The sequence below is a fragment of the Streptomyces sp. NBC_01288 genome, assembly GCF_035982055.1.
GTDB lineage: Bacteria > Actinomycetota > Actinomycetes > Streptomycetales > Streptomycetaceae > Streptomyces.
On the sequence record NZ_CP108427.1, the window covers coordinates 5,917,080 to 5,941,626 of the forward strand.

The window sequence follows — 24,547 nt, forward strand, 5'->3', positions numbered from 1 at the left end:
TGGGTCAGCCGAGGCGGGTCAGTTTGGACGTCAAAGCCGGTTCGGCGAGGTCCTTCTGGAGGGCGACCGGCACCTTGACGGCACCGCTCGAACCGTCGCCCACGGTGAGCGTGCCCACCTTGGTGCCGGCCTTCGCGGTGTGCGGTACGGCGTCGGGGGCGAAGGACAGCTTCACCTTCAGGCCGGCCCAGCCGACCGCCGCGACGTCCTTGGTGACGACGACCGGGGTGTGACCGCCGAGTTGGTCGTCGACGTACCCGACCACGGTCCCCTTCTTCAGGATCTTCGCCGAGGTCATCGCGTCCTGCGCCGCGAGCATCGCCGTCTTGCTGACCGCGTTGACCGTGTCGATGATCGGCGCGGTGTGCTGGCCGAGGATCGCGCCGACGACGACGGCCGTCTCACCGCCGACCTCCTTGGTGGCGGCGAAGAGCAGGTTGCCGCCGGCCGCGGTGGTGGTGCCGGTCTTGATGCCGAGCGAGTTGTTGTACGGCACCAGGCGGTTGTAGTTGGTCCACTTGTGACCGGACGGGTCGACCCAGCTCGGCAGCTTGGTGATGTCCATCAGCGCCTGGATCTTGACCAGTTGGTTGCCCAGCTTCACCTGGTCCTCGGCGGAGGAGACGGTCGTCTCCTTCAGGCCGGACGCGTCGGTGTACGTCGTGTTCGTCATCCCCAGTGACTTCGCGGTGTCGTTCATCTTCTTGATGAACGCCGCCTCGGAGCCCGCGTCCCAACGAGCAAGCAGACGCGCGATGTTGTTCGCCGAGGGGATCATGATCGCCGAGAGCGCCTGCTTCTCCGTGAGGATGTCGCCGGCCTTCACGGTGTTGAGCGTGGACTCGCCGTCCTTGTCGTAGCCGCCCTCCTTCTCGGCGGTCGCGTCGACGGTGATCTTCTCGCCCTCCGTGCCCGCCTTCAGCGGGTGGTCCTTGAGGACGATGTACGCGGTCATCGCCTTCGCTACGGACCCGATGGCGACCGGCGTCTGCTTTCCGAAGTCGCCCATCGTGCCGATGCCGTTGACGTCCATCCAGCCCTGGCCCTCGCTGGGCCACGGGAGGTTCGTCTTGGTGCCGTCGAAGGTGTACGAGTCGTCGGCGGTGAGGGTGAGGGAGGGGGTGGGGAGGGGGCGTACGGCCTGTACTACTGCAAACACGATCGCCAGGAGGATGACCAGCGGGGTCCAGATCTTGACCCTGCGGATCGCTGTGCGGACCGGGGTTTCCGGGGGTGGGGGGGTGTTGGTCAGTTCGGCGAGGAGGTCCAGCGGGGGCTTCGGGGGGAGCGGTTGCTGGGTGGTGTGCTCGGGGCCGAGTTGGGTGACGGGGCGGGTGGCGTCCTTCGGGGGTGTATCCCTGCGGGGCGATTCCCTGCGGGGCTCGTCGAGGGGCTTGAGGGCGACGAACCTGCTGGTGCGTTCTGCGGGGGTCTCGGGGGTTTTCGGGGGGGTGGGGGCGGTTGGGGCCTTGGGGGCCTTGAGCATGGTGGTCGGCTGGTCCACCGCGGGCTTGGGTGGGCGTGGGGCCTTGAAGACGGTGGTGGGGTGATCGACGGCCTCGGCTTCGCCTTCGGCCGTCTTGGTGTTCCCACCCGCACCGCCCGTGCGGGTCTCGTTGTCGGGTGCGGGTGGCCCTGCGGGGGCCTTCTCGTCGTCGGCGGCTTTCGGTTGTGCGTCGGTGGGCGACGCGGAGGGAGCGGCGTCCTCGGGGTCGGTGCCGGTGGTCCGGGGGTCCGTGTCCGTGTCGCCTTCGGCGGCTACTGCACCGGGGGCGGGTTCGCCCTCGCCTTCGGCGGACTCCGGGTGGCTGTCGGTCTTCGGGGCCGTCGTGCCGGTGGACGCCTTGCCCTCGGCGGGCTCCGGGCGGTCATCGTCCTTCGGCCCGGCCGTGCCGGTCGACGCCTTGCCTTCGGCCGGCTTCGGGCGGTCGTCAGCCTTCGGACCGGTCGCGTCGGTGGACGCCTTGCCCTCGGCGGGCTCCGGGCGGTCATCGTCCTTCGGCCCGGCCGTGCCGGTCGACGCTTTGCCTTCGGCCGGCTTCGGGCGGTCGTCAGCCTTCGGACCGGTCGCGTCGGAGGGTGCATCGCCTTCGGCGGACCCCGGGCGGTCGTCAGGCTTCGCTCCGGTCGCTGGGAGGGGCGTGTCGCCCTCGGCGGGCTCCGGGGCGGTGTCGGCCTCGGCCTCGTCCACCTCGGCTTCCGTGGACCCGGCATCAGCGGTCTCGCCCGAGGCGGTGTCGGTGGTCTCCGGGTGCGCGTCGGCATCCGCACCGACCTTGCCGGCCGGCGCGGCCACGGGCGTCTTGTCCGCCTCGGACTCGCCCTCGGCGGCAGCGTCGGCGACCCGCTCGCCCTCGGTCACATCGTCGTCGCCGTCGGACTCGCCCTTGGCGGGCTCAGCATCCTCGGGGTTCTCGGGGCTCTCGGCGTCACCAGTCACCCCGGCACCCGCACCCTCGGCCCGCTCGCCCGTGTCGGCTTCCTGGGCGCTCTCAGCACCCTCGGAGGCGTCGGCCACGGAAACTTCCCCCGCGTCCTCGGCATCCCCGGTCTCCGGGCCTCCAGCGGGCGTCTCCGCGTCCTCGGGGCCCTCGGCCGTAGCAACGTCCCCCGAGCCCTCGGCGCCGTCAGCCGCCTCGCTCCCGGTGGGCTTCTCGACGGCGTCCTCGGGGTCTTCGTCGCCGGTAGGCCGCTCCCCGGTCGACCCCGACGTCACCCACGCCGCCACAGCCGCCCGCAACCGCGCATCGCCCTCAGGCCCGCCCGGCCCGCCCTTGGCGGAAGGGTTCTGCGTATCGGGATCCTCGGAATCGGAAGGGGTCTCCGCCCCCTCGGTCTCCTCCGACCGCAGTTCCCGGATCGAGAAGATCTTCGTCGCCGTGTCCACGCCCCCGCGCTGAGCCGCCGACGCGGACGGTGTCGCGTCCTCGCGGGCCACCGCCAACCGGGGATCGCGCTCACCCCGCGCCTCAGGAACCGGACTCGCGCTCCCCGGCGTCGGTTCTGCCGACGACTCGCGCTTCTTCGACCTGTCGGGGGACTCGCCCGCCACCGATGCCTCCTCCATGCGCCGCACGCTTGGCGTGCGTCAACCGAACCGACCGAGATAACCGAGTTAGCTACAAAAACAGCCACAAAATCAGCTGGAAGCCAGCTGGATGTCAGCTGGAAAACCTCTTACCCGCAGTCCGGACGACGCATCAACACCGTTGTCCGAACCATGTACCAGTGTCCTGTGTGCGGGCTTAACCCCTGCGGTAGACGAGAACGACATACCTGCCGGTTCCATTACGAAGCGGTCACGCACCCTCGACAGACCAATGTGAGAGGGGTCACCCTGTCATTCATCCACGCGGGGAGGCATGGATGGGCAGGAGCCGCAGAACTCTTCCGGAAGAGCTTCTGTTGCTGGCATTGGACCCGGCCACGGGTACCACTGCACAGCCGCAGTCGCTCGACCTCGGTCTGGCCGGAGCACAGCTAGTGGAGCTGGCGCTGGCCGGACGGATAGCCCCAGACGGGGATCGTATCGCCGTGGTGGTACCACGGCCGACCGGAGATCCGACTTTGGACTGCGCGTTGGAGTTGCTGCGAAGGCGTGGCGCTCCCGTACGTGCAGTGAACTGGATTGGCGGGCCCCGACTGGGACTTCGCCAGACCTACCTCTCGCATCTGGAGCGGTGCGGCATGGTGCATGCCGTGGCGGGACAGATGTGCGGGGTGCTGCCGACGACTCGCTATCAGGCGACGGACAACGAGATCAGCCGCGAGATCAAGGGCCGACTCGATTCCGCGATCCGCACCGGTGTGCCACCGGACCCGCGGACAGCCGCGCTCGCCGCACTGGCGCACGCGGTAGGTCTCGGCAAACACCTGTATCCGGGTAATGAGGGACGCTCGTCCCGCTCCCGGCTGCGGGACCTGATCAGGCACGACCCCATGGGCGGACTCGTGGCGCACGCCGTGATGGACGTCCAGAACGGAGTGGCGGCACAGCCACGCCGTAGCCCGGCCCCGGCCGGCCGTCAGGCCGTGCCCGGATCAAGGCCACCGGAACCGGCTCGTGGTGTTCCGATGCAGCCGCACCGCGGCACGATGGCGCGCGCCGTGGCTCACTGAGCCGCAGTCCCACGGCACACGCCCGCACCGCGGAGCGGCACGACCGGCACCACCGCACGACCGCAGTACACGCCGCACCGCAGTCCCCAAGACCCGGTTCGGGAGCCGCTGGTCCGAGCGGGGTGGAGTAGACGTAACGTCTCTCCACCCCGCTCGGCCGCATCTACGGACGCCTTCGCGGACGCCTCGGGCAACCCGAACTGGCTCGTACCTGCCGCATATCCACCGTTTCCCAGCGGTAGAAACCACCTTGGTGGCAGTCTGCTCAACAGCAGATACGCAAAGTGGCAAGCAGTGAGCAGCAAGTAGCAGCAAGTACAGGTATGCAGCCGGAGGTGCACGTTCCCGTGGCGTCAAGTGTCAATCCCACCGTCAGGAGACGCCGGTTGGGCCAGGAGTTGCGTCGACTCCGAGAGCTCAAGGGCATGACGGCCGAAGAGGTCGCCGAGCGGTTGCTGGTGTCGCAGTCGAAGATCAGCCGGCTGGAGAACGGGCGGCGCAGCATCAGCCAGCGCGACGTCCGCGACCTGTGCGGGGTCTACGAGGTCGAGGACGTCCGCATCGTCGACTCGCTCATGCAGATGGCCAAGGACTCACGCCAGCAAGGCTGGTGGCACTCCTTCGGCGACATCCCGTACAGCGTCTACATCGGACTGGAGACGGACGCGGCGAGCCTGCGCGTCTACGATCCCCAGGTCGTCCCCGGCCTGTTGCAGACCCGGCAGTACGCCGAGGCGCTCATCACCGGGGCGTTGCCCGAGACCGCGCTGGCCGATGTCGAGAAGCGGGTCCAGGTGCGGCTGCGCCGGCAGGAGCGGATCTCCGCGCCGGAGAACCCGCTGCGGCTGTGGACCGTGATGGACGAGTCCGCGGTGCGCCGCGTGGTCGGCAACAGGTCTTTGATGCGGGACCAGTTGGAGCACCTGGTCGAGCAGTCCCAGCTGCCGCACGTGACCGTGCAGGTGATCCCGTTCGACATGGGTGCTCATCCGGGGCTCAACGGGCAGTACGCGATCCTGGAGTTCCCCGACGCGGCGGACTCCAGCGTCGTCTACATCGAGGGCGTCACCAGCGACCTGTACCTGGAGAAGGCGAACGACGTCCAGAAGTACAGCGTGATGTACGAGCACTTGAGGGCGCAGGCCCTGAACGTGGACCAGTCCCGTCAGTTCATCGCGGACATCGCGAAGGAATACGCGCGCTGAGGGGCCCCGTTGGCGGAAGGTGCCGCAGAGTACACCTTCCGCCCGGCGGGATGGAAGACACCAGGGGTATATGCCACCCGGTCGAGTGAATGGCCGCTTCGCGCGCCGATGTTGGCGAGTAGCGTCGATCACGCCATCGAGCAACAGGCTTTGGCGCAAACCGTGTTGTACGTCCGATGTGTTCGTGGTCGGACGTGACGCGCGGTGACAGCAACTCATCAACTGGCAATAACCGGAGCAAAAATGGCAATTCGTCAGGGCGCCGCGGACATGTGGACCAAGTCCTCGTACTCCACCGGGAACGGCGCATGCGTCGAGATCAAGTCACCGGTTCTCGCGGCCATGGCCGTACGGGACTCCAAGGTCGACGGGGGTCCGACGCTGGCCTTCCCCGCCGACTCGTGGAACGCCTTCGTGGCAGATGTCGCGCGGGGGGCGCACGACCTTCACTGATGCGGCTGGTTCACCTTTCACAACTCCATAAGCAGCACAAGCATTTCAAGAAGAGCCCTCTCGACTGGCCCGCCGTCCTGGCCGAGGGGGCTCGGCTTGTGCCCGGCGCCGTACGCCGGCCGGTGCCTCACTCCACCGGGAGTGCCACCGGGAGTGCCACCGGGAGTGCCACTGGGAGTGCCGTCGGGAACTCCACCGGGAACGCCACATCGCACACCGGATCCCCCGGCCCCGCCGCATCCCAGTCCGCGAAGTACACCTCGCGGCACGGCCCGGCGTACCGCAGCCCCTGCCCGGCGACCCACTGCTCCACCGCCTCGAACGCGGCCAGGATCTGCGGATGGGCCACCTGCGCCTTGGTGATCCGGGCGTACGCCAGCGTCCGCGCGGGCTCCACCCGGACCGCCGTCTGCCGGACCCGCCCCTGCCGCGCGGCCCACGCCCGCGCCGCCGCCTCGTCCGCGACCGGTACACAGGCCTCGGCCGGGCCGTCGCTCTCCATCGACACCTCGGCGTGGTAGACGACGAACGGCGCCGCGCTCACGCCCCCGCACTCCTGCGCCGCCGCCTCAAGTCGCCCCAGGGAGGCGCCGATCCAGGCCGGCAACTCGTCCGCGAGGGTGTGCCGGGTCTCGGTGATCAGCACCTGTTCCGGTACCTCGACCGTCTCGACCACGAATGTTCCGTACATCTCGGAGCTCCTCCCCGAAAGGCGTGCACGGAGGTACTCGGCGAGCGTGCGCTGCCCGGCGATCCGGGTCTCGACGTCCGTCCAGTACGCGGCGAGGAGATCGGCGGCGTCCGCCCCGTCGGCCTCCACCACCTCGGCGATCCGGGCCAGCGGCATGTCCAACTGCCGTAGCAGCGCCACGAGTCGGGCCCGCTGGACCTGGTCGGCGCGGTAGTAGCGGTAGCCGCTCACCTCGTCGACGTGCGCCGGGGCCAGCAGCCCGAGCCGGTCGTACAGCCGCAGCGCCTTGGCCGAGAGCCGGGCCCGGGCCGCGAACGCGCCGATGGTCAGCAGGTCGTCGTCCACCTCAGCCGCCCCTTTTTTTGGTCGGCTCGCCTCCGGGGCGCCAAAGCCGGTGTCGAGCCCGTGACCGTGCTCAGCCCTTCGGGCCTCCGCGCGCTCGCGCTCTCGACACCGGCGCGCCCCTTTGGCTCGCTCGCCCTCCGTCACCGGGCGGTTTCTGTCCGCCCGGTGACCAGGACGCTCAGCCCTGCCCCAGGGGCAAGGTCAACACCTGCCTACGGCAGTCCTAGGCGACGGCCGTCTCCACCGCCGCCACGACCTCCGCCGACTCCGGCTCGGTCTGCGGGGAGAAGCGGGCGGAGACCGTGCCGTCGCGGCCGATCAGGAACTTCTCGAAGTTCCAGCGGATGTCACCGGTGTGGCCCTCGCCGTCCGCGAAGCCGACGAGGCGGTCGTACAGCTCGTGCCGGCCGTCCCCGTTGACCTCGACCTTCTCGGTCAGCGGGAAGGTCACGCCGTACGTCGCCGAGCAGAACTCGGCGATCTCCTCGGCGCTGCCGGGCTCCTGCCCGAGGAACTGGTTGCAGGGCACGCCCAGCACGGTGAAGCCCTGCGCCGCGTACCGCTCCTGGAGCCGCTCAAGGCCCGTGTACTGGGGGGTCAGCCCGCACTTGGAGGCCACGTTCACCACGAGGACGGCCTTGCCCGCGTACTGCGAGAGGTCCGCCGAGCCGCCCTTGAGCGACCCGATCTCGACACCGAGGGGGCCCGTGTTCTCTGTAGTCGTCATAACCGGATGCTAACTCCGGTAAATGTCGTTCTCCCCACGGGCCCATGAGCCTCTGCACTCACGGGCCCACACCCCCCTGTGCTCACGGGCCCACACACCCCCGTACTCACAGCCCCGCCGCCTTCACCACGACCTCCCCCGCCGCCGTCCGCGAATACAGCACCGACCGCCCCGCCCGCCGCCGCTCCACCAGACCCGCGTCCAGCAGCACCCGCAGATGCCGCCCCACCGAACCCAGCGCCTGCCCGGTCACGGCGGTCAGCTGGCTGGTGCTCATCGGGGAGCCGAGCAGCATCAGCACGGCCGCCCGCGAGGGGCCCAGCAGCGCGCCCAGGCTCTCGGGCACCGCGCGCGAGCCGTGGTCGGCGAGGACGCCCGCGCACGGGTAGACGATGGCGTACCGGTCCGGTGCCTCCCACGACACCCATCCGCTCTTCGGCGTGACGGGCATGAGGAGCAGCTCCGCGCCGGAGACCTCCCGCGGTGGATTCGCGTGCAGGTTGATCTGTAGCCGGCTCTCCCCGAGCCACCGCGTCCGCCCCGGCTGAAGGGCGTCCAGCACGGCCGCCCAGCCGCCCTGGCTCACCTGCGCGGTCCGGGCGACCACATCGGCCTCCAGGACCCGCCGGCGCCGCGCCCAGTGCGGCCGTACGGTCTCCTCCCAGACGTACTCCAGGAGACGGGCCGCCCGCTCGGGCAGGTCGTCGCGCTCCAGGGCGGCGGGGTGCGGCCCGGCGAGCGAGACGCGGAGGTTGTCCCGCGCGTCCTCGGGCCGGGTCTCCCGGACCCGCGCGACGGTCTCGGCGAACGACTCCCGGTCCGTCTGGGTCGGGCAGAAGAAGTCGGCGATCCAGGACCGCCCGAGCGCGGCCCGCACCAGCGCTCCGGTGGCCGGGTCGGCCGCCAACAGCGCCCGGTAGCCCGGCAGATGGTCGCGCAGCCACGCTTGTTCGCCGGGGTGCGCGCCCACCCCCGCGTGCAGCAGTTTCAGCGCGGCGAAGGTCTCCGCGAACGACGACAGCACGAACCGGCTCCGGGCCAGGGTGTCCGCGTTGAGCTGCCACAACCCCATTCGCCCACCCCCGTGTTTCGCGTCCGGGCGAAAGAATAGGACCCCTGCCCGCACCCCCGCAGACTCCGCGCATGCGCAGCTACCGCGAGCTCTTCCGCACCCCCGAATACACCCCGTTCTTCTTCTCCTTCGCCGCCCAGAACGCGGCCCTCACGATCAGCGGCCTGGCGCTCGCGACCCTCGTCTACAGGGCGACGGCCTCGCCCTTACTGTCGGCCGTGAGCATGTTCGGCCCGCAGCTCGCCCAGATGCTGGGCGCGACGTTCTTCCTCTCGGGCGCCGACCGTCTGCCCCCACGGGTCACCCTGACCGGCATCAACACCGCCTTCGCCGGCTGTACGGTCCTGCTGGCGCTCCCCGGTCTGCCGATCGGCGCGATCTTCGCCGTCGTGTTCCTCCAGGGCCTGATCGCCTCCCTGGGCGGCGGGGTGAGCGGCGGCCTGCTGAACGAGATCCTGCCCAAGAACGGCTACCTGCTGGGCCGTTCGGTCTTCAACATGGCCTCGGGCCTGATGCAGGTGACGGGCTTCGCGACGGGCGGAGCCCTCCTGGCGCTGCTCTCTCCCCGCGTCTGTCTCCTCCTCGCGGCGGCGCTGTACGCGACGACGGCCCTGGTCCTCCGCCTCGGCCTGTCGGCCCGCCCACCCCGCGCGGCGGGCCGCCCGTCGGTGGCCGCGACCTGGCGCACGAACGCCCTCCTGTGGTCCTCCCGCCCCCGCCGCCTCACCTACCTCGGCATGTGGATCCCCAACGGCCTGATCGTCGGCTGCGAATCCCTCTACGTCTCCTACGACTCCGGTTCCGCCGGAGTCCTGTTCGCGAGCGCGGCCCTGGGCATGTTCGTGGGCGACCTGACCCTGGGCCGCTTCATCCCGCGCACCCTGCGCACCCGCCTGGACATCCCCCTCCGCCTCCTCCTGGCCACCCCGTACCTGCTGTTCGCCCTCCACCCGGGCCTGCTCTGGTCCGCCCTGGCGGTCTGCGTCGCCTCCATCGGCTACGGCGCGAGCCTCGTCCTCCAGGAACGCCTGATGGAACTCACCCCCGACGAACTCGCGGGCCACGCCCTCGGCCTCCGTTCCGCAGGCATGCTCACCATGCAGGGCGTCGGCGCGGCCCTCGCGGGCACGGTCGCCCAACTCACCTCACCGGCAACGGCGATGACCCTGATGGCCGTGGCGTCGGCAGCGGTGACCCTGGTACTGGCGGTGCTCGGCCGGCAGGTACGGGGGGAGGTCGCGGAGGTGCAAACGGCTTAAGGGGAAGAGGTGTTGGGGCGCCCGGCGGGAGGGGCAAGAACCGTGCCGGGCGCCCCGTCGTCTTCCCTTTCCCTACGCCGGCCATCGGTCGCGGAGTCACGCATGTCGAGGGAGCACCTGTTGCCGCTGGAGTCCTCGTCACCTCAACCACCGGGGGCCGGCGCCTTGTTGGGGTACTGCGGCTGCCTTGGAGACGCGCCCCCGGGCCGCCGCATCGTCATGCCCGCCGGGGGACCCCTTGTTGACATCGGAGTCGCCATGGCGGCCCCGGAGCACCGCCCCGCTTCCCCGCGCCGGCCACCGCATCGCCGCGCCCGCCGAGGGGAGCCCCCGTTGAATCCCGAGCCGTCGTCGCCCCAACCCCCAGAAGCCGCAGCCCTGTTGAGGTTCCTCACGGCAGCCCCGGAGGAGCGCCCCCGCCTCGCCCCGCGCGTCGCGGACGCGGTCGGCGTCGAGGCCCTGGAACGGATCGTCCAGGCGACCCTCGCCCGCACCGGCCGCCCCGTCACCGTGGCGGACAGCCCCGACGGCCTGCTCGTGACCGGTGAGGAGGGTCAGGTGCGTGCCTGGGCCCGTGTGACGTCGGATGGTGAACTCGCCGCCCTGTACCTCGAAGGCGGCCTCCACACCCCGGCCCGCAGGCGCCGACTCCGGCTGCCGTACGGCCTGTTGGTCGTTCTGCTCGCCCTCTGCAACGTCGTCGCCCTCTGGACGGCGACCGACCGCACCGCCTGGTTCACCGACCTGACGGTCCTCGCCGTCTGCTGCGTCCTCGCCGAAGGCCTCGGTGCCCCCGCCCAGCAGCCGCGCCTGCCGCGTCGTACGGTCGAGGCGGGAGTCGTCGTAGCCGCCCTCGGGTCCGTGTTCCGGCTGGGCGGACTGCCGTCGGGGGACGGGGTGTTGGGGCTTGCGGGCGGGGGCGTACTGCTGGTGGCGCTCGTCGTGCTGGTCGCCGTCGCGCGGATGTACACCTGGCGGGCACCGCTCTCGCGGCCGTTGCGGTTTCCGTTGGAGGGGGAGTGGTACGTCGTTCACGGTGGGGGCCGGCCGCTCAATCATCATGCCCGGATACCCGAACAGCGGGGCGCGGTCGACCTGGTGGGGCTGGGGCGGTACGGGACCCGTACGCGCCGCGACCACGAGCTGAGCGCGTTCGCCGCCTACGGACGGGCCGTGCGGGCCCCGTGCGACGGGCTGGTGATTTCCGCCGAGGGGGCGATCGAGGACCAGGACGCGCGGCCGGGCGGGCGTGCTCGCTATCAACCCCTGTACGGGAACCACGTGTTCATCGACACGGGGCGGGAGATCGTCAAACTGGCCCATCTGCGGGCCGGTTCACTGACGGTGAGCCTGGGGGAGACGGTGCGCGTGGGGCAACTCATAGGAGAGACAGGCAATTCCGGCAACACCAGCGAGCCGCATCTCCACCTGCACGCGGAGCGTGACGGGGTCGGCCTCGACCTGCGGTTCACCGATGTTCCGGGGCGGCTGTACCGGGGGAGGGTGATCCGTGCTTTTAGGTGACCACAGGCATCCTTGACAGCGTGCGTACTGTTTCGCGACGTTTGAGCCCTGCCGAACTGTTCGTGTCTCGTCGTACCTTGGGATACGTAGGCAGGACGCGGACGACGCGTCGTGGGGGAAATGTGGGGGGACGGTCGCCCATGCGATCCATGCGATCCGCCGGCAAGGCGGACATCACGATCCACAGACCGGAGGAGCTCACCACCACGCTCCGCCAGGCCTGGCACAAGGCGATGGACGAGTCGCCGGACTACGCGAACCCTTTCCTGGCACCGGAGTTCGCGGACGGCGTCGGCCGCCACCGCGGCGGCGCGCAGGTGGCGGTTCTGCACGAGGGCGGGGAGCCGGTCGGCTTCTTCCCGTACGAGCGCAACCCCGTCGGCGTCGGCCGGGCCATCGGGCTGGGCCTCTCCGACTGCCAGGCCCTGGTGCACCGGCCCGGTGTCACCTGGGACGTCCAGCAACTCCTGCGGGCCTGCGGCCTGTCGGTCTTCGAGTTCGACCATCTCGTCGAGGAGCAGCAGCCGTTCGGCCGCCACGTCACCGGCACCTTCGCGTCCCCGGTGATCGACCTGAAGGACGGCGACGGCGAGGTCCCCTACCCGGAGTGGCTGCGCGGCGCGTACCCGGGCATCGCCAAGACGACCCTGAAGAAGGAACGCCGCCTCGGCCGCGACCTCGGCGAGATGCGCTTCGTGTACGACGAACGCGACCCCGAGGTGCTGCACACGCTGATGCGCTGGAAGTCGGCCCAGTACCGCAGGACCGGCCGCATGGACCGTTTCGCGCGCCCGTGGATCGTGGACCTGGTGGACCACCTGTTCCGCGTCCGCGAGGAACACTTCACCGGCATCCTGTCGGTCCTCTACGCCGGCGACCGCCCCGTGGCGGCCCACTTCGGCCCGACGTCCCGCACGCTGTTCGCCGCCTGGTTCACGGCGTACGACCCCGAACTCCGGTACTACTCCCCGGGGTTGATCATGCACCTCAGGATGGCCGAGGAGGCGGGCCGGCACGGCGTGCGTCTCATGGACCTGGGGCGCGGCGACAAGGAGTGGAAGGACTGGCTCAAGACCCGCGAGCTGCGGGTCGGCGAGGGCTTCGCGACCCGCCCCCACCCGGTCGCGGCGGCCCACCGTCTGTGGCGCCGCCCGGTCCGCGGCCTGCGCAACACGGTCCTGGCGCACCAGTCCCTGCGCGACCCGGCGGACCGTCTCCTCAAGACGGTGGGCACGCTGCGTACGACGGGCAGGGTGCCGTCGAAGAAGTGACGATGCGGCACGATCCATCGGCGAGGGGCCCTGGACCGGAAGGTCGGGGCCTCTTTCGCGCTCCGGGCCGGTCGGGTCGTAGGAGATCCGCCCCCGTCACCTGTACGACAGGCGCTCGTGGTAGACAACGCCGATGATGGTCGGGGCTGTTGTGCCCGGCCCGCGGGCGACCGCGCGACAACAGGAAGGGGTAACCCGTGCTTCTGAAGACCTTCCGCTGGTCGTTCGCGGTCACCGCGCTCGGCCTGGCCCTGGGAGTCTGGTACGGCGGCTGGACGGCGTTCGGGGTCATCGCGATCCTGGCCGTGCTGGAGATCTCGCTGTCGTTCGACAACGCGGTGGTCAACGCCGGGATCCTGAAGAAGATGTCGGCCTTCTGGCAGAAGATCTTCCTCACGGTGGGCGTCCTGATCGCGGTCTTCGGGATGCGGCTGGCGTTCCCGGTCGTGATCGTCGCGGTGACGGCGAAGCTCAATCCGTACGACGCGGTCCACCTGGCCCTGACCGACAAGAACCGCTACGAACAGCTGGTCACCGACGCGCACCCGGCGATCGCGGCCTTCGGCGGCATGTTCCTGCTGATGATCTTCCTGGACTTCATCTTCGAGGACCGCGACATCAAGTGGCTCGGCTGGCTGGAACGCCCCCTGGCCAGGCTCGGCAAGGTCGACATGCTGTCGGTCTGCATCGCCCTGATCGTCCTCCTCGTCACCTCGTTCACCTTCGCGGCCCACGCCCACCAGCACGGTGGCGCCCACGCGGACAAGGCCCAGACGGTTCTGGTCTCGGGCATCGCCGGTCTGATCACGTACATGATCGTCGGCGGCCTCTCGGGCTTCTTCGAGGACCGGTTGGAGGCGGAGGAGGAACGGGAGCGGGAGAGCGACCGCTCGGCGGTCGTCCTCGCCGGCCAGGCCGCGTTCTTCATGTTCCTGTACCTCGAAGTCCTCGACGCGTCCTTCTCCTTCGACGGCGTGATCGGCGCGTTCGCCATCACCAACGACATCGTGCTGATGGCGCTGGGCCTGGGCATCGGCGCGATGTACGTCCGTTCCCTGACGGTGTACCTGGTCCGCCAGGGCACCCTCGACGACTACGTCTACCTGGAGCACGGCGCGCACTACGCGATCGGCGCCCTGGCCGTGATCCTGATGGTGACCATCCAGTACCAGATCAACGAGGTCATCACCGGGCTCGTGGGGGTCGTGCTGATCGGGTGGTCGTTCTGGTCATCGGTGCGGCGGAACCGGGCGCTGGCGGAGGGGGAGGGGACGGCTGAGCCCGTGGACGCGACGAAGGTTCCGTAGCCGGGTCGGCTGGCCGGCTGCCGCTCGCCCGGTACTCCGCGGTCAGTCGAACCAGACGACGAGCCGCACGTTCTCCGCGCCGTGGAGTCCGCCGAGCGTCCGCATGACCTCCCACGTGGGCCGCCAGTAGCTGGCGTCTCCCGCGACCGCACGACGGCTGCGCGTGCCGGAACGGTCGGTCTCGTCCCAGTCGGCGGCGGCCAGTTCGTCCCCGGTGATCCAGGTGGTGCTGTGGACATGGTCGGGCCCGCCGTACGCGGCGAAGGTGGCGCGCATCTCGTCGGAGGCGTCCACCGGCAGCCCTCGCCCCTCGGCCAGCGGCCGGAACCCGTAGGAGTTGCGCACCCCGAAGAGACAGGCGAGCGCGTCGTACGCGTTGCCGGTGTCGAGGACGATCAGATCGATCGCGCCCACCCAGACGGAGTCCTCGTCGTCCACGCCCCAGATCCGGGCGCCCGGCCTGCACTCGATCATTCCGCTCACGTCGGTGGACATGCTCGGATTGTGGCGGGCGGGGGCGGCGGTTGTCCTGCGGGTTCACGGCGTGCGCTGCGCCCCGCGCGCCACCCTCACGTGGGCATTCCCCGCTCCGCCAGGCCGCTCTCGTACGCGATGATGACCAGCTGGGCGCGGTCGCGGGCGGGGAGTTTGGTCAGGAGGCTGCCGATGTGGGTCTTCACGGTCGGCATGCTGATGGTGAGGTGCTCGGAGATCTCGGCGTTGGAGAGGCCGTTGGCGATCAGGGCGAGGACCTCGTGTTCGCGTTTGGTGAGGCCGACCAGGCGGGGCGCGGGACGCGGGGTCTCGCCCCGGCGGGAGAAGTTGGCGATCAGACGGCGGGTGACCGTGGGGGCCAGGACGCCCTCGCCGGTGGCGATGACCCGGATGCCGTCGACCAGGTCGGACGGTGAGGCGTCCTTCAGCATGAAGCCGCTCGCGCCCGCCTGGAGGGCCGGGTAGACGTACTCGTCCATGTCGAACATGGTCAGGGCCAGCACCCGGACACCGGCCAGTGTCTCGTCGGAGCAGATCTCCCGGGTGGCCGCGATGCCGTCGAGGACCGGCATCCGGAGGTCCATCAGGACGACGTCCGGGGCGAGTTCGCGGGCGAGCCGGACCGCCGTGGCGCCGTCGCCCGCCTCGCCGACGACCTCCATGCCGGGGGTGGAGTCGACGAGGACCCGGAAGCTCCCGCGCAGCAGGGCCTGGTCGTCCGCGATCAGTACCCGGACCGCCTCGGCCATGCCCGCTCCCCGGTTCCTCGTTCGCTCGTAGAGCCTGGTGACGTGGGGCATCTTAGCCAGGCTTTCTCGTCAACTCGGCCGACCCGCAGGGCACTTCACGCCATGTCCAGCCGCAGCTCCGCCGTGCCGTCGGCCGCCGCCCCGAGCGTCGTACCGTACGGCTGCGACAGCCGGGTGACCTCGGTGAGGATCTCCTTGGCCTCGGTCTCGTCGGCCAGGCGGGGGCGGCCCCGGTGGCGCACCGGCCGGGCGAAGCCGAGGTCGACCGGGTGGAGGCGGGCCGTCACGAGGGTGCCGTCGTCGAAGGTGAGGACCGGCACGAGCGACTGCCAGTAGCGGCGGTGCGGGGCGAACAGCCGGGTGCCGTGGCCGCTGAGCCGGTCGTAGTAGCGGCCCGGGGTGGGCGGCCGGTCGGCGGTGACCTTGGCGTAGTCCTCGGCGGAGACGCGGTCGGCCAGCTCGATCTGGCTGACGATGTTGCCGAGGCTGTAGAAGATCGGCCGGTTCCGGTACAGCTCGACACCGCGCAGGAAATGCGGGCCGTGCCCGACGACGGCGTCCGCGCCCTCGTCGATCATCCGGTGCGCGAAGGCGCGGAGGAACTCGCCCGGTGTCTCCGGCGTCGGGCCGGGCTCGTGGGAGTGCACGCTCACCACGACGAGGTCCGCGCGGAGGCGGGCCTCGCCGACCCAGCGGGAGATCTCGTCGAGGTCGCGCGGATCGCACTCGGTCGTGAAGCCGGGTTCGTCCGCCGTCAGGAAGCGGGTGCCGAAGAGGCTGAGCCGGTCGGGTCCGAGGATGGCCGGATCGATCCCGAGCAGGGTGCGGGCCTCGGCCCGGCGGGCGCGCAGGCCCGTCTCGGCGTCGATCGTCCGCAGCACGTCCATCTGCGCCGCCGTCACCCGCAGGGTCGCCGAGTGGCGCAGCGGGCTGAGGCCGGGCCGGCCGGGCAGTTCCGGTGACGGATCGGCCGCCTCCTGGCCGGGCAGGAACGTGGCGGTGCAGGAGAGCAGCGCCAGGCTGCCGCCCGGCCGGTCGACGTAGACGGGCCGGCGCGCCGCGGTGAGGTCGGCGCCGATCCCGGCGAACGGGACGCGTCCGGACCGGAGTTGGTCCACGGTGCCGAGGACGCCCTCCGTGCCCAGGTCCATGGCGTGGTTGTTGGCGCAGCCCAGCACGGTGAACCCGGCCGCCGTGATCCCGTCCAGGACGCCGGGGTCCGCGATGAGACAGCCGCCGCCGGCCGCGTTGTGCACCGGGTGCCCGCGTCCGTCGTAGGGGACCACCTCCAGGTTGGTGACGGCGAAGTCGGCGTCATGGAGTAGCTCTTGGAGCCGTCCGGCGGCCGGGTCGGCGGCGATCACCGCTCCCCGTGTCGCCATGCAGTCGCCGGAGAGGGCCACGGTCAGCCGGGTCATCGCCGGGCCGCCGTGACCGCGTGGGTCAGTGCGCCGCCCGGGTCGGAGCCGGTGACGTCGACACGGCGGCCCGCGACCGTGACGGTCGGGGTCAGCGCCACCTTGCGGGAGGCGGCGATGTCGGAGACGTACCGCACCCAGGGCCGGTAGGGGGCGTCCTCGACGCAGCGGGCGAAGGACGCCGAGGTGATGCCGGCGTCCCGGCCCGCCGCGATCAGCTGGGCCTCGCTGAGGCCGGGGCCCTGTTCGGCGGGCTGCTTCGAGAACAGGACCGCGGAGTACCGCTCGAACCGTCCCGCGTCCGCCGCGCAGGCCGCCGCCGAGGCCGCCTGTGTCGAGTAGCCGGCGGGTGTGCTGCGGTCGTCGAGGAAGGCGACCGGGTGGTAGACGACGCTCACCCCGCCGTGCGACCGCAGACCGTCCAGGGCGGCGGTCAACGCCCGCTCCGTGCGGCGGCATTCGGGGCAGAGGTAGTCGAGATACACGTCGACGCGTACGGCGCCGGTGGAGCCGGCCACGCCCGACTTGTCGGCGGCGATCCCGGCCGGTACCCGGCTCGGCGCCTTGCCGGGGGCCGTGTTGTTCGCCCGGACCAGGCCGGCGCCGACCAGCGCGGCGGCGGTGACCACCAGGACGGCCGCCAGTGACACGATCGCCGTGCGCCGTCGCCGGTACCGTCGGTGCACCATCGCCCGCACCTCGGCGTCGGTCGCCCGGGTGTCCGTTGTCTGGGTGTCCGCCGTCATGCTCCTCGCTCCTTCGGGTCCAGGACCCAGTTGTCCAGCGCGTACGGGGTGCGCGGATGCCGGATCAGGAGGGCGGCCGGGGCGAGCAGCAGCAGGTCGCGCGCGATGTCGAGCGCGTAGCCGCGTGCGGCGCCACCGGTGAGCGTGCCTCCGCCGCCGAAACAGCCGCAGTCGATGGACATGCCCCGGGCCCACACCGAGGCGATGGCCGCCACGTACGCGACCAGCAGGACGGCCGCGCCCGTCGCCGCCGCCCTGGTGGCCAGCCCGGCCACCAGCAGCAGCGCGAGCGCCACCTCGACGAACGGCAGGACACCGCCCACGAGTTGGGCCGAGTCGTCGGGCACGATGCGGTAGAGCGCGACCGTCCGGCCGGCCTCCGTGAGGTCCCCGATCTTCACCAGACCGGCGTAGGCCAGGACCGCCGCCAGGAGCAGTCGGGCCGCCAGCCGGGCCGGGACCGCCCAACGCCCGTACGTGGTGCGGGTGTTGGCCGTCGTCGTGACATCCGCCGTGGCCGCGTCCGGCGTGCCCGCGTCCACCGTGTCCGGTCCGCCCCGGCTCATGACGTACGGGAGAACCGGTAGCCCGCGAGGCCCAGCGCGACCGCGGTGAGGGCGGCCAGCACGCCCAGCTCGGCGGCCACGGGCGGATGCCAGTCGCCGAGCATCAGCCGGGTCTGCTCCGAGGTGAGCACGCTCGGTCCCGGCAGGGTCCGGCGGACCGCGTCGACGCCGTACGTCAGCGGGTTGAGCTTGACGACGGTGTCGAGCCAGCCGGGGAGGCCGTTGGGCGGGAACATCGCGCCGGAGAAGAACATCAGCGGCATCAGGCTCAGGTTCACCACGACCTGGAAGGTGTCGACCTGCCGGATGGTGACGGCGGCGAGCAGCCCGAGCGAGGTGAACATGAGGGAGACCAGCAGGAGTTCGAGGAGGACGACCAGCAGCATCGGCGTGTAGCGGATGCTCGCGATCCCGCCGACGGACAGCACCATCAGGCCGTAGACCGCGCCCGTGGTGGCGCCGCCGACCGCCAGGCCGAAGACGATGGACGCGCGCGGGAACGGTGCCACGAGCATCTGGCGCAGCACCCCCAGCCTGCGGTCCCACACCAGGGAGATGCCCACCGCGATCGCCGGCGCCTGTACGGACATGACCAGCGTGCCGGGGAACAAGTAGGCCCGGTAGTCGTTGAGTTGGGCCTTGCCGAGACTGGACGACGCGGCGTCGAGGCCGGTGCCGAGGACGACGAGGAACAGCAGGGGCGTCACCAGTCCCATGGCCAGGCGCACGGGGTTGTGCCGCAGCCGGGTCATCTCCCGGCGCCAGAGCAGCAGGACGGGGCGGGCCGGGTTGCGGGACCGGTCGGCCGGTGGTGCCGAGGCGGTGCGGTCGCCGAGTGCGGCGGGTGCGGTGTCGGTCCGGCTCATCGCAGTCCTTCCCCGAGGTTGCCGAGCGTGCGCGGGCCGGTCGGGCTCTCCCGGATGGCGAGACCGGTGTGGTGCAGGAAGACGTCGTCGAGGGTGGGCGGCGCGATGGCCACCTCGCGTACGGTCACGCCGAGTTCGGTGCACAGGCGGGGCACCAGCGCCGCCGCGCGCTCCACCCGCAGCAGCAGGCCGTCCGGGGTGGGCTCCGCCGGGAGGCCGAAGCGGGCACCGAGGGCGTCGGCGGCGCGCGGGTCGTCGTCGGTGCGCAGGACGACGAGGTCGGCGCCGATGACGGACTTGAGGTCCGCGGGCGTGCCCTCCGTGATCACCTTGCCCCGGTCGATGATCGCGATCCGGTCGCAGTGCTCGGCCTCGTCGAGCTGGTGGGTGGTGACGAAGACGGTGATGCCCCGCTCCCGCCGCAGCCGCTCCAGGTGGTCCCAGACGGCGGCCCGGGTCTGGGCGTCCAGGCCGGTCGTCGGCTCGTCGAGGAACAGCACGCTGGGCTCGGCGAGCAGGCCGCGGGCGATCTCCAGGCGGCGGCGCAGGCCGGTGGAGAACTGCCGTACGGGCACCCGGCGGCGCTCGGAGAGGTCCATCAGGTCGAGCATCGAGGCGATCGCGTCGCGGGACGCGCGCCGGGACAGGCCGCACAGGTCGGCCTGGAAGCGGAGGTTCTCGGTGGCGGTGAGGTCCAGGTCGAGGGTCGATTCCTGGAAGACGATGCCGATCCGGCGGCGGACCTCGGCGGGCTTGGCGGCGACGTCGAAGCCCGCCACCTCCGCGCGCCCCGCGGTGGGTCGCAGCAGGGTGGTCAGCATGTTGATGGTGGTGGTCTTGCCCGCGCCGTTCGGTCCGAGGAAGCCGTACACGCTCCCCGTGGGCACGGTCAGGTCGAGCCCGTTCACGGCCGGTGTCGTGCCGTAGTACGCGTAGAGGCCCTCGGCCCGGATCGCCGTCATGAGCGGCTCCCTTCGGAGGGGCGGACGCCATGGCCGGAGGTGCTCCGGTGGCCGTCCGGGCGGCGGACCGCCAACACCGTGCGGAACACGCTGAGTTCGCCCGGCTCGTCCACCGGGCGTCCGTCGGCCTCCACCCAGGCGTGCGCGCCGAACGGCTCGGTTCTGAACCCGGTGCACCAGTCGGCCCACCGGCCGCGGGCCCGGCACAGCAGCACCGTGGCCACGGAACGCTGGAGGCAGCCGAGGCCCGCACAGCGGGTGCTCACCGAGACGACGGACCGGCGGGCCCGCGCCACCTCGGCGTACCCGGCGGGGCGCGACCCCTTGCTGACCACGCCCAGCACGCGGTGCAGCCGGGCCGGGGGCAGCCGGACCAGCAGCCGGGCCGCCCCGGCGGCGCACCGTGGGGCGAGTTGGCGGCGCCAGGGGAGACGCGGGGCCTGTTCGGCGACGGCGGGGGTGGTCACGAGGCCACCTCCACGAGGTGGGCCGCGCTGAGCGCGTCGATGAGGGACTGGACGTCCTGCCGTGCCCGGTCGTCGCTGACCGGGGCCGCGGCGCACAGGCCGGCGGCGGCCGCGTCGGGCGCCTGTCCGTCGAGGAGTTGGCGCAGGACACCCGCGCCGGAGTGGTTCAGCTGCCAGTAGCGGCCGCGGCGCCCGTCGAGCAGCACGGCCCCGGTGTCGATGTCGGTGAGGGTGACGTCGCGGGCGAGGGTCAGCTTCATCGGAGTTCTCCCGTGTGCGTGGCCTGGGCGGGTGGCGGGGCGCATGTCTCCGGTGTCTCCGGATGCGTCCGCAGCCAGCTCTCGCAGGCCACGGTGGTGTCGATCGGCTGGAGGTGATGGGACATCGGCCCCGGGTTCAGCACCGCGGAGCGGAAGGCCGCCGGGTCGACGAGGCCGAGCTGGGCGAGCCGGGAGTCCTCGCACAGCTCCAGGATCCGGGCCCGGTTGCGGGCCAGGCCGCGGAACGCCTCCGCGCTGAACTCGCCCTTGTCGCGGCGGCCCAGGATGTCCGGGGGGACGAGCCCCCGCGCGGCCGAGGTGAGCAGCGGCTTGAACCGCCCGCCGAGCAGCCGCTGGTCGATCCGGGTCGCCAGGGCCGCCTCCACCACCCGGTCGTCGAGGAAGGGTGCGTCCCAGGTGATGCCGGTGTCCCCGAGGGCGGTGTTGACCTGGCGGACGGTGGTGCCCTCGAAGACGAGCGAGGCGAGCGCCTGGTGCCGGGCCCGGTCGGCGTCCAGCGGCCCGGGTCCCCCGGCGGCGGCGTCGGTGAGCAGGGCGCGGACCGCGTCCACCGCGTCGGGGGTCGCCCAGGGCGGCATGCGGGGCGCGAACACCCAGCCGAAGTCCGGCTCGTCGACCGGCGGGGGCGGGGCGTCGATGCGGGCGGCGACCCGGCCGAGGTTCCGGGCGAACGTCGACCGGTCGAGCAGCGAGCGTACGGTCGCCCGCCACGGCCAGCGATTCGCCAGCCGGTAGCGGTTGACCAGCCGCAGTCCGCCGACCGGGGTGGCCCGGGCCAGGGACCAGGCGCACGCGGGCATCCGGCCGAACAGCTCGTCACCGCCGAACCCGGTCAGGTGCAGCGCGGCGCCCTCGGCCGTGGCCCGCTCGGCCAGGTCCTGGATGTGGGCGAGTCCGGAGGCCCAGGTCGAGGGGCCTTCCGGGGCCGCGCCCACGAGGTCGGCGGTGTAGCCGACGTCGAAGAGGTTCTCGGCGCGGTCGGCGGACAGCGTGTGGTGCCGGGCCGCAGGCAGGGACTCGGCGGCCCGGCTGGCCCACAGCGTGTCCGCGTTGGCGCTGTCGATCGGCATCACGTGATAGGTGACCAGGTCGGCCCCGGCCGCGTGGGCGAGGAAGCAGAGCGAGGTGGAGTCCAGGCCGCCGGACAGGTCGGCGCTGAGGGTGCCGCCCGTGGCGACCCGGGTGGTGATCGCGTCGTCCAGCGCGGAGCGGACGGCGGCGGCTCCCTCCGCGAGCGTGAGGGACGGCTCCGGGAGGTGCCACCAGCGGATCTGCCGGGCCCGGCCGTCCGGGTCCAGTTCCAGCCAGTGGCCGGTGGTGAGCGCCTCGATGCCCCGGCGGACGGGGCGCTGGGCGAGCGGCCAGGGCGGCCCGCCCGGTGCCAGCAGACGGGCGGCGAGCACGCTCTCGTCGAGGGCGGCGCCGGTCAGCCGCAGCAGGGGGTCCACCCCGCTCGCGGCGACGGTCACCCCGTCGACGCGGGCCGTGAAGATCTGTCGTACGCCGACGGCCGAACCCTGCACCCTGGTCCTGCCGTCCAGGGACACCGCCAGGTGCAGGACCCCCGGCAGCCGGGACGCGATCGCGTCCACGTCGTGCAGCGAGCGCAGCCGGCCGAGTTCGGCCGTCGTGGCCCGCTCGTCGAGCCGGGTGCGGCCCAGCACGGCCATCCGCCGTGGGCCCGCCTCGACCACGACCGCTTCGGCCTCGGGCCAGTCACCGATGATCCAGGGCCGCCCCGACGCATGGTCGATGCGCTGTGCGGCCCGTAGTCGTCCGGCCGCCGCGGCACCGGCCGGGCAGTCCGGAAGAACCACGAATTCCATGTCGCCTCGTTCCCCGTCTCCTCGTTGCCCCGGTGGTGCCGGTGCGTGTGAACGCACCGGCACCGGACGTGATCACCAGAAGCAGACGATCGCGTAGCCGCAGCCGGCGAAGTCGTTGCAGCTGCCGACGCCGAGGCACTTGGTGAGCTCCTCGAAGTCGCCGACTTCCTGGAGCATGGGGGGCTCGTAGATCGTGGACATGGGTGTCCTCCCGGTTCGGATCGCCCAGGCCGACCTTGTTCGGCCTGTGATCTGCCACGGAAGTTACGGGGCGGAATGTCCCACCGGCGTGGGGCAGTTGTCCCACGCCGGTCCTGTCAGCTGTCCCACCGGCGCTGGCGCACCCAGCCCCAGCCGAGGGCGGCGAGGGTCCAGGCGAGGAGCACCGTGAAGCCGAAGGCCGTGTGCGGGGAGCGGACGGTGAGCAGCTCGTTGCCCGCCTGGTCGGGGAAGTACCGGGCCATCTCCTTGGTCGCCCCGATCAGGGACAGGATGTGCGTCCCGGCGAGCACCATCGGCAGCAGCACGGCCAGCGGTACGACCGCGTTGCGGGCGATCGCCGCGATCCCGGCCGCGAACAGGCACATCAGGGTCAGATAGACGACCGCCCCGGCCAGAGCGCGCGGGACACCGCTCGCGCCGAGCGAGGAACCGTGCGACCCGAGCGCCGCCTGCGTGACCAGATAGCCGACGACGGTCACCGGGACGGAGACGGCCACCGCGGCGACGGCGGTGACGGCCATCTTCGCCAGGTAGAGCCGCCCGCGCCGGGGGACGGCGAGCAGCGAGACCCGGATCATGCCGGACGTGTACTCGCTGGTGACGACGAGCACGCCGAACACGATCAGCGCCAGCTGGCCGTAGAGGATGCCGTCGAGGCCGGCCTGCTCCGGGGTGAAGTCGGAGCGCAGGCTCGGGTTGTCGGACTCCAGCGCGTTCTTCGCGGACCAGCCGTCGAGGGCGGCGATGAGGACGCTGACCGCGGCGAACAGCAGCAGCGAGATCTGGGTGCCGCGGATGCCGCGCAGCTTGGTGGTCTCGGCGCGGACGGCCGCGAGCGTCTCAGACATGGGTGTTCCCGCCCTTCGCACCGAGGGTGCCCTCTCCGATGACATCGAGGAACGTCTCCTCCAACGACCCCGCGTGCGTGCCGAGTTCGTCGAGCGGGAAGCCGCCCGCCGCGGCGATCCGGCTGACGTCCGCGGCCGCCAGGCCCACAACGTCCAGGCCGGCGCCGGGAATGCGGGTCACGGTGGCGCCGGCACCCGTCAACTCCCTTGCCAGCCGGTCGGGTTCGGGGGTGCGGACCCGGACGTACGGCCGCCCGTGCCGCTCGATGAAGTCCGACATCCCGGTGTCCGCGAGGAGCCGGCCCCGGCTGATGACGACCAGGTGATCGGCGACCAGGGCCATCTCGCTCATCAGATGGCTGGAGATGAGGACGGTGCGGCCCTCGGCGGCCATCGAGCGCAGCAGGTCGCGCAGCCAGCGGATGCCCTCGGTGTCCAGGCCGTTGACCGGTTCGTCGAGCACCAGCACGGGCGGATCGCCGAGGAGCGCGGCGGCCAGGCCCAGCCGCTGGCCCATCCCGAGGGAGAAGGTGCCGGTCCGGCGCCGGGCCGCGTCCGCGAGCCCGACCGCCTCCAGAACCTCGGCGACCCGGCCGCGCGCGATCCGGTTGCTCTGGGCGAGCCAGCGCAGATGGTCGCGCGCGGTCAGGCCGCGGTGCGGGGCCGAGGTCTCCAGCAGGGCGCCGATGTGGCGCAGGGGGTAGGTCAGTTCGGCGTAGGCGTGCCCGTCGATCCGCGCGGTTCCGGTGTCCGGGCGGGTCAGGCCCAGCAGCATCCGCAGGGTGGTCGACTTCCCGGCGCCGTTGGGGCCGAGGAAGCCGGTGACGGCTCCGGGCCGCACCGTGAAGGTCAGTCCGTCCACCACGGTGGCCGGCCCGTACCGCTTGGTCAGGTTCTGGACGTCAATCACACGACGAGTCTGGTCGCGCCGGCCGCACCGCACATCGGACCGGGGTCGGGACGCCGCGGCCCGCTTCCGCGGCCCGGACCCATACCGGAGTATGAGTCCATTTCGGCCATATGCGATGCGCGGGACGTAGGGCACTTGGCGTGACACCAGTACGGCGACCCGGGCCGATCGGCGTGGTCCTGGGCCGTGTCCGCGAAGTACCTCCCGTCGGGCGGACG

At 71.7% G+C, this 24,547-nt stretch carries 24 protein-coding genes; 7 read left to right on the forward strand and 17 right to left on the reverse strand.

Annotated features, from left to right (window positions below; all coding sequences use genetic code 11):
- Nucleotides 1-4: 4 nt before the first annotated feature.
- Nucleotides 5-3,067: a D-alanyl-D-alanine carboxypeptidase gene (locus OG194_RS26720; RefSeq protein WP_327403329.1), complete on the reverse strand. Its 3,063-nt coding sequence runs from the start codon at nucleotides 3,065-3,067 to the stop codon at nucleotides 5-7.
- Between the two features lie 299 nt (nucleotides 3,068-3,366).
- Between OG194_RS26720 and OG194_RS26725 the strand changes: the two genes are divergently transcribed.
- The 3 genes from OG194_RS26725 to OG194_RS26735 all read left to right on the forward strand — a co-directional run bounded on the left by OG194_RS26725 (nucleotide 3,367) and on the right by OG194_RS26735 (nucleotide 5,777).
- Nucleotides 3,367-4,119, forward strand: a complete 753-nt coding sequence (locus tag OG194_RS26725) for a GOLPH3/VPS74 family protein (protein ID WP_327403330.1) — start codon at nucleotides 3,367-3,369, stop codon at nucleotides 4,117-4,119.
- Between the two features lie 347 nt (nucleotides 4,120-4,466).
- A complete protein-coding gene (locus tag OG194_RS26730) occupies nucleotides 4,467-5,324 on the forward strand; it encodes a helix-turn-helix domain-containing protein (RefSeq protein ID WP_033287311.1) in 858 nt (285 codons plus the stop codon).
- A 243-nt stretch (nucleotides 5,325-5,567) separates the two neighbouring features.
- Nucleotides 5,568-5,777, forward strand: a complete 210-nt coding sequence (locus OG194_RS26735; protein ID WP_327403331.1) for a DUF397 domain-containing protein — start codon at nucleotides 5,568-5,570, stop codon at nucleotides 5,775-5,777.
- Between the two features lie 127 nt (nucleotides 5,778-5,904).
- Here the strand turns inward: OG194_RS26735 and OG194_RS26740 are convergent, their stop codons facing one another.
- The 3 genes from OG194_RS26740 to OG194_RS26750 all read right to left on the reverse strand — a co-directional run bounded on the left by OG194_RS26740 (nucleotide 5,905) and on the right by OG194_RS26750 (nucleotide 8,612).
- Entirely contained in the window at nucleotides 5,905-6,813 is a 909-nt protein-coding gene (locus OG194_RS26740) for a MerR family transcriptional regulator (RefSeq protein WP_327403332.1), read from the reverse strand.
- A 223-nt stretch (nucleotides 6,814-7,036) separates the two neighbouring features.
- Nucleotides 7,037-7,540, reverse strand: a complete 504-nt coding sequence (locus tag OG194_RS26745) for a glutathione peroxidase (RefSeq protein ID WP_327403333.1) — start codon at nucleotides 7,538-7,540, stop codon at nucleotides 7,037-7,039.
- 106 nt (nucleotides 7,541-7,646) lie between these two features.
- Nucleotides 7,647-8,612 (reverse strand): ArsR/SmtB family transcription factor, encoded by a 966-nt coding sequence (locus OG194_RS26750; protein WP_327403334.1) that lies wholly within the window; start codon nucleotides 8,610-8,612, stop codon nucleotides 7,647-7,649.
- A gap of 71 nt (nucleotides 8,613-8,683) precedes the next feature.
- Between OG194_RS26750 and OG194_RS26755 the strand changes: the two genes are divergently transcribed.
- From OG194_RS26755 to OG194_RS26770, 4 genes are all read left to right on the forward strand, one after another.
- Complete coding sequence (locus tag OG194_RS26755; RefSeq protein WP_327403335.1) at nucleotides 8,684-9,871, forward strand: MFS transporter; 1,188 nt, start codon at nucleotides 8,684-8,686, stop codon at nucleotides 9,869-9,871.
- Between the two features lie 333 nt (nucleotides 9,872-10,204).
- Entirely contained in the window at nucleotides 10,205-11,395 is a 1,191-nt protein-coding gene (locus tag OG194_RS26760) for a M23 family metallopeptidase (RefSeq protein ID WP_327403336.1), read from the forward strand.
- A 149-nt stretch (nucleotides 11,396-11,544) separates the two neighbouring features.
- Nucleotides 11,545-12,666 (forward strand): GNAT family N-acetyltransferase, encoded by a 1,122-nt coding sequence (locus OG194_RS26765; RefSeq protein WP_442811804.1) that lies wholly within the window; start codon nucleotides 11,545-11,547, stop codon nucleotides 12,664-12,666.
- A gap of 197 nt (nucleotides 12,667-12,863) precedes the next feature.
- Nucleotides 12,864-13,973 carry a DUF475 domain-containing protein gene (locus OG194_RS26770; protein WP_327403338.1) on the forward strand — a complete coding sequence of 370 codons (1,110 nt, stop codon included), beginning with the start codon at nucleotides 12,864-12,866 and terminating at the stop codon, nucleotides 13,971-13,973.
- Nucleotides 13,974-14,015: 42 nt separating this feature from the next.
- Here OG194_RS26770 and OG194_RS26775 read toward each other — a convergent pair whose 3' ends face one another.
- From OG194_RS26775 to OG194_RS26835, 13 genes are all read right to left on the reverse strand, one after another.
- Nucleotides 14,016-14,468, reverse strand: a complete 453-nt coding sequence (locus OG194_RS26775; protein WP_327403339.1) for a hypothetical protein — start codon at nucleotides 14,466-14,468, stop codon at nucleotides 14,016-14,018.
- 74 nt (nucleotides 14,469-14,542) lie between these two features.
- Nucleotides 14,543-15,217: a response regulator transcription factor gene (locus OG194_RS26780; protein ID WP_327403340.1), complete on the reverse strand. Its 675-nt coding sequence runs from the start codon at nucleotides 15,215-15,217 to the stop codon at nucleotides 14,543-14,545.
- 95 nt (nucleotides 15,218-15,312) lie between these two features.
- Complete coding sequence (mslH, locus tag OG194_RS26785; protein WP_327403341.1) at nucleotides 15,313-16,635, reverse strand: lasso peptide C-terminal Trp epimerase; 1,323 nt, start codon at nucleotides 16,633-16,635, stop codon at nucleotides 15,313-15,315.
- Complete coding sequence (locus tag OG194_RS26790; protein ID WP_327403342.1) at nucleotides 16,632-17,381, reverse strand: DsbA family protein; 750 nt, start codon at nucleotides 17,379-17,381, stop codon at nucleotides 16,632-16,634. The genes mslH and OG194_RS26790 overlap by 4 nt, the downstream gene beginning before the upstream one ends.
- Nucleotides 17,378-17,947 (reverse strand): MauE/DoxX family redox-associated membrane protein, encoded by a 570-nt coding sequence (locus tag OG194_RS26795; RefSeq protein ID WP_327403343.1) that lies wholly within the window; start codon nucleotides 17,945-17,947, stop codon nucleotides 17,378-17,380. The genes OG194_RS26790 and OG194_RS26795 overlap by 4 nt, the downstream gene beginning before the upstream one ends.
- Entirely contained in the window at nucleotides 17,944-18,813 is an 870-nt protein-coding gene (locus OG194_RS26800) for an ABC transporter permease (RefSeq protein ID WP_327403344.1), read from the reverse strand. Before OG194_RS26800 ends, OG194_RS26795 begins: the two co-directional genes overlap by 4 nt.
- A complete protein-coding gene (locus OG194_RS26805) occupies nucleotides 18,810-19,775 on the reverse strand; it encodes an ATP-binding cassette domain-containing protein (protein WP_327403345.1) in 966 nt (321 codons plus the stop codon). Before OG194_RS26805 ends, OG194_RS26800 begins: the two co-directional genes overlap by 4 nt.
- Nucleotides 19,772-20,242, reverse strand: coding sequence for a lasso peptide biosynthesis B2 protein (locus OG194_RS26810; protein WP_327403346.1), 471 nt, complete (start codon nucleotides 20,240-20,242; stop codon nucleotides 19,772-19,774). Before OG194_RS26810 ends, OG194_RS26805 begins: the two co-directional genes overlap by 4 nt.
- Nucleotides 20,239-20,502 carry a lasso peptide biosynthesis PqqD family chaperone gene (locus OG194_RS26815; RefSeq protein WP_327403347.1) on the reverse strand — a complete coding sequence of 88 codons (264 nt, stop codon included), beginning with the start codon at nucleotides 20,500-20,502 and terminating at the stop codon, nucleotides 20,239-20,241. Before OG194_RS26815 ends, OG194_RS26810 begins: the two co-directional genes overlap by 4 nt.
- Entirely contained in the window at nucleotides 20,499-22,349 is a 1,851-nt protein-coding gene (locus tag OG194_RS26820) for a lasso peptide isopeptide bond-forming cyclase (RefSeq protein ID WP_327403348.1), read from the reverse strand. Before OG194_RS26820 ends, OG194_RS26815 begins: the two co-directional genes overlap by 4 nt.
- A 72-nt stretch (nucleotides 22,350-22,421) precedes the next feature.
- Nucleotides 22,422-22,550 carry an aborycin family tricyclic lasso peptide gene (locus tag OG194_RS26825; protein WP_327403349.1) on the reverse strand — a complete coding sequence of 43 codons (129 nt, stop codon included), beginning with the start codon at nucleotides 22,548-22,550 and terminating at the stop codon, nucleotides 22,422-22,424.
- 116 nt (nucleotides 22,551-22,666) lie between these two features.
- The gene (locus OG194_RS26830; protein WP_327403350.1) at nucleotides 22,667-23,419 is read right to left on the reverse strand and encodes an ABC transporter permease; all 753 of its coding nucleotides are present in this window, start codon (nucleotides 23,417-23,419) and stop codon (nucleotides 22,667-22,669) included.
- Complete coding sequence (locus tag OG194_RS26835; RefSeq protein WP_327403351.1) at nucleotides 23,412-24,329, reverse strand: ABC transporter ATP-binding protein; 918 nt, start codon at nucleotides 24,327-24,329, stop codon at nucleotides 23,412-23,414. Before OG194_RS26835 ends, OG194_RS26830 begins: the two co-directional genes overlap by 8 nt.
- Nucleotides 24,330-24,547 lie beyond the last annotated feature (218 nt).

What these genes read in the sequence shown, in the direction of transcription:
- OG194_RS26720 (WP_327403329.1), bottom strand. Translation starts at nt 3,067, where the DNA reads ATGGAGGAGGCATCGGTGGCGGGCGAGTCCCCCGACAGGTCGAAGAAG.
- OG194_RS26725 (WP_327403330.1), top strand. Translation starts at nt 3,367, where the DNA reads ATGGGCAGGAGCCGCAGAACTCTTCCGGAAGAGCTTCTGTTGCTGGCA.
- OG194_RS26735 (WP_327403331.1), top strand. Translation starts at nt 5,568, where the DNA reads ATGGCAATTCGTCAGGGCGCCGCGGACATGTGGACCAAGTCCTCGTAC.
- OG194_RS26745 (WP_327403333.1), bottom strand. Translation starts at nt 7,540, where the DNA reads ATGACGACTACAGAGAACACGGGCCCCCTCGGTGTCGAGATCGGGTCG.
- OG194_RS26750 (WP_327403334.1), bottom strand. Translation starts at nt 8,612, where the DNA reads ATGGGGTTGTGGCAGCTCAACGCGGACACCCTGGCCCGGAGCCGGTTC.
- OG194_RS26755 (WP_327403335.1), top strand. Translation starts at nt 8,684, where the DNA reads ATGCGCAGCTACCGCGAGCTCTTCCGCACCCCCGAATACACCCCGTTC.
- OG194_RS26765 (WP_442811804.1), top strand. Translation starts at nt 11,545, where the DNA reads ATGCGATCCGCCGGCAAGGCGGACATCACGATCCACAGACCGGAGGAG.
- OG194_RS26775 (WP_327403339.1), bottom strand. Translation starts at nt 14,468, where the DNA reads ATGTCCACCGACGTGAGCGGAATGATCGAGTGCAGGCCGGGCGCCCGG.
- OG194_RS26780 (WP_327403340.1), bottom strand. Translation starts at nt 15,217, where the DNA reads ATGGCCGAGGCGGTCCGGGTACTGATCGCGGACGACCAGGCCCTGCTG.
- mslH (WP_327403341.1), bottom strand. Translation starts at nt 16,635, where the DNA reads ATGACCCGGCTGACCGTGGCCCTCTCCGGCGACTGCATGGCGACACGG.
- OG194_RS26790 (WP_327403342.1), bottom strand. Translation starts at nt 17,381, where the DNA reads ATGACGGCGGACACCCAGACAACGGACACCCGGGCGACCGACGCCGAG.
- OG194_RS26795 (WP_327403343.1), bottom strand. Translation starts at nt 17,947, where the DNA reads ATGAGCCGGGGCGGACCGGACACGGTGGACGCGGGCACGCCGGACGCG.
- OG194_RS26800 (WP_327403344.1), bottom strand. Translation starts at nt 18,813, where the DNA reads ATGAGCCGGACCGACACCGCACCCGCCGCACTCGGCGACCGCACCGCC.
- OG194_RS26805 (WP_327403345.1), bottom strand. Translation starts at nt 19,775, where the DNA reads ATGACGGCGATCCGGGCCGAGGGCCTCTACGCGTACTACGGCACGACA.
- OG194_RS26815 (WP_327403347.1), bottom strand. Translation starts at nt 20,502, where the DNA reads ATGAAGCTGACCCTCGCCCGCGACGTCACCCTCACCGACATCGACACC.
- OG194_RS26820 (WP_327403348.1), bottom strand. Translation starts at nt 22,349, where the DNA reads ATGGAATTCGTGGTTCTTCCGGACTGCCCGGCCGGTGCCGCGGCGGCC.
- OG194_RS26825 (WP_327403349.1), bottom strand. Translation starts at nt 22,550, where the DNA reads ATGTCCACGATCTACGAGCCCCCCATGCTCCAGGAAGTCGGCGACTTC.
- OG194_RS26830 (WP_327403350.1), bottom strand. Translation starts at nt 23,419, where the DNA reads ATGTCTGAGACGCTCGCGGCCGTCCGCGCCGAGACCACCAAGCTGCGC.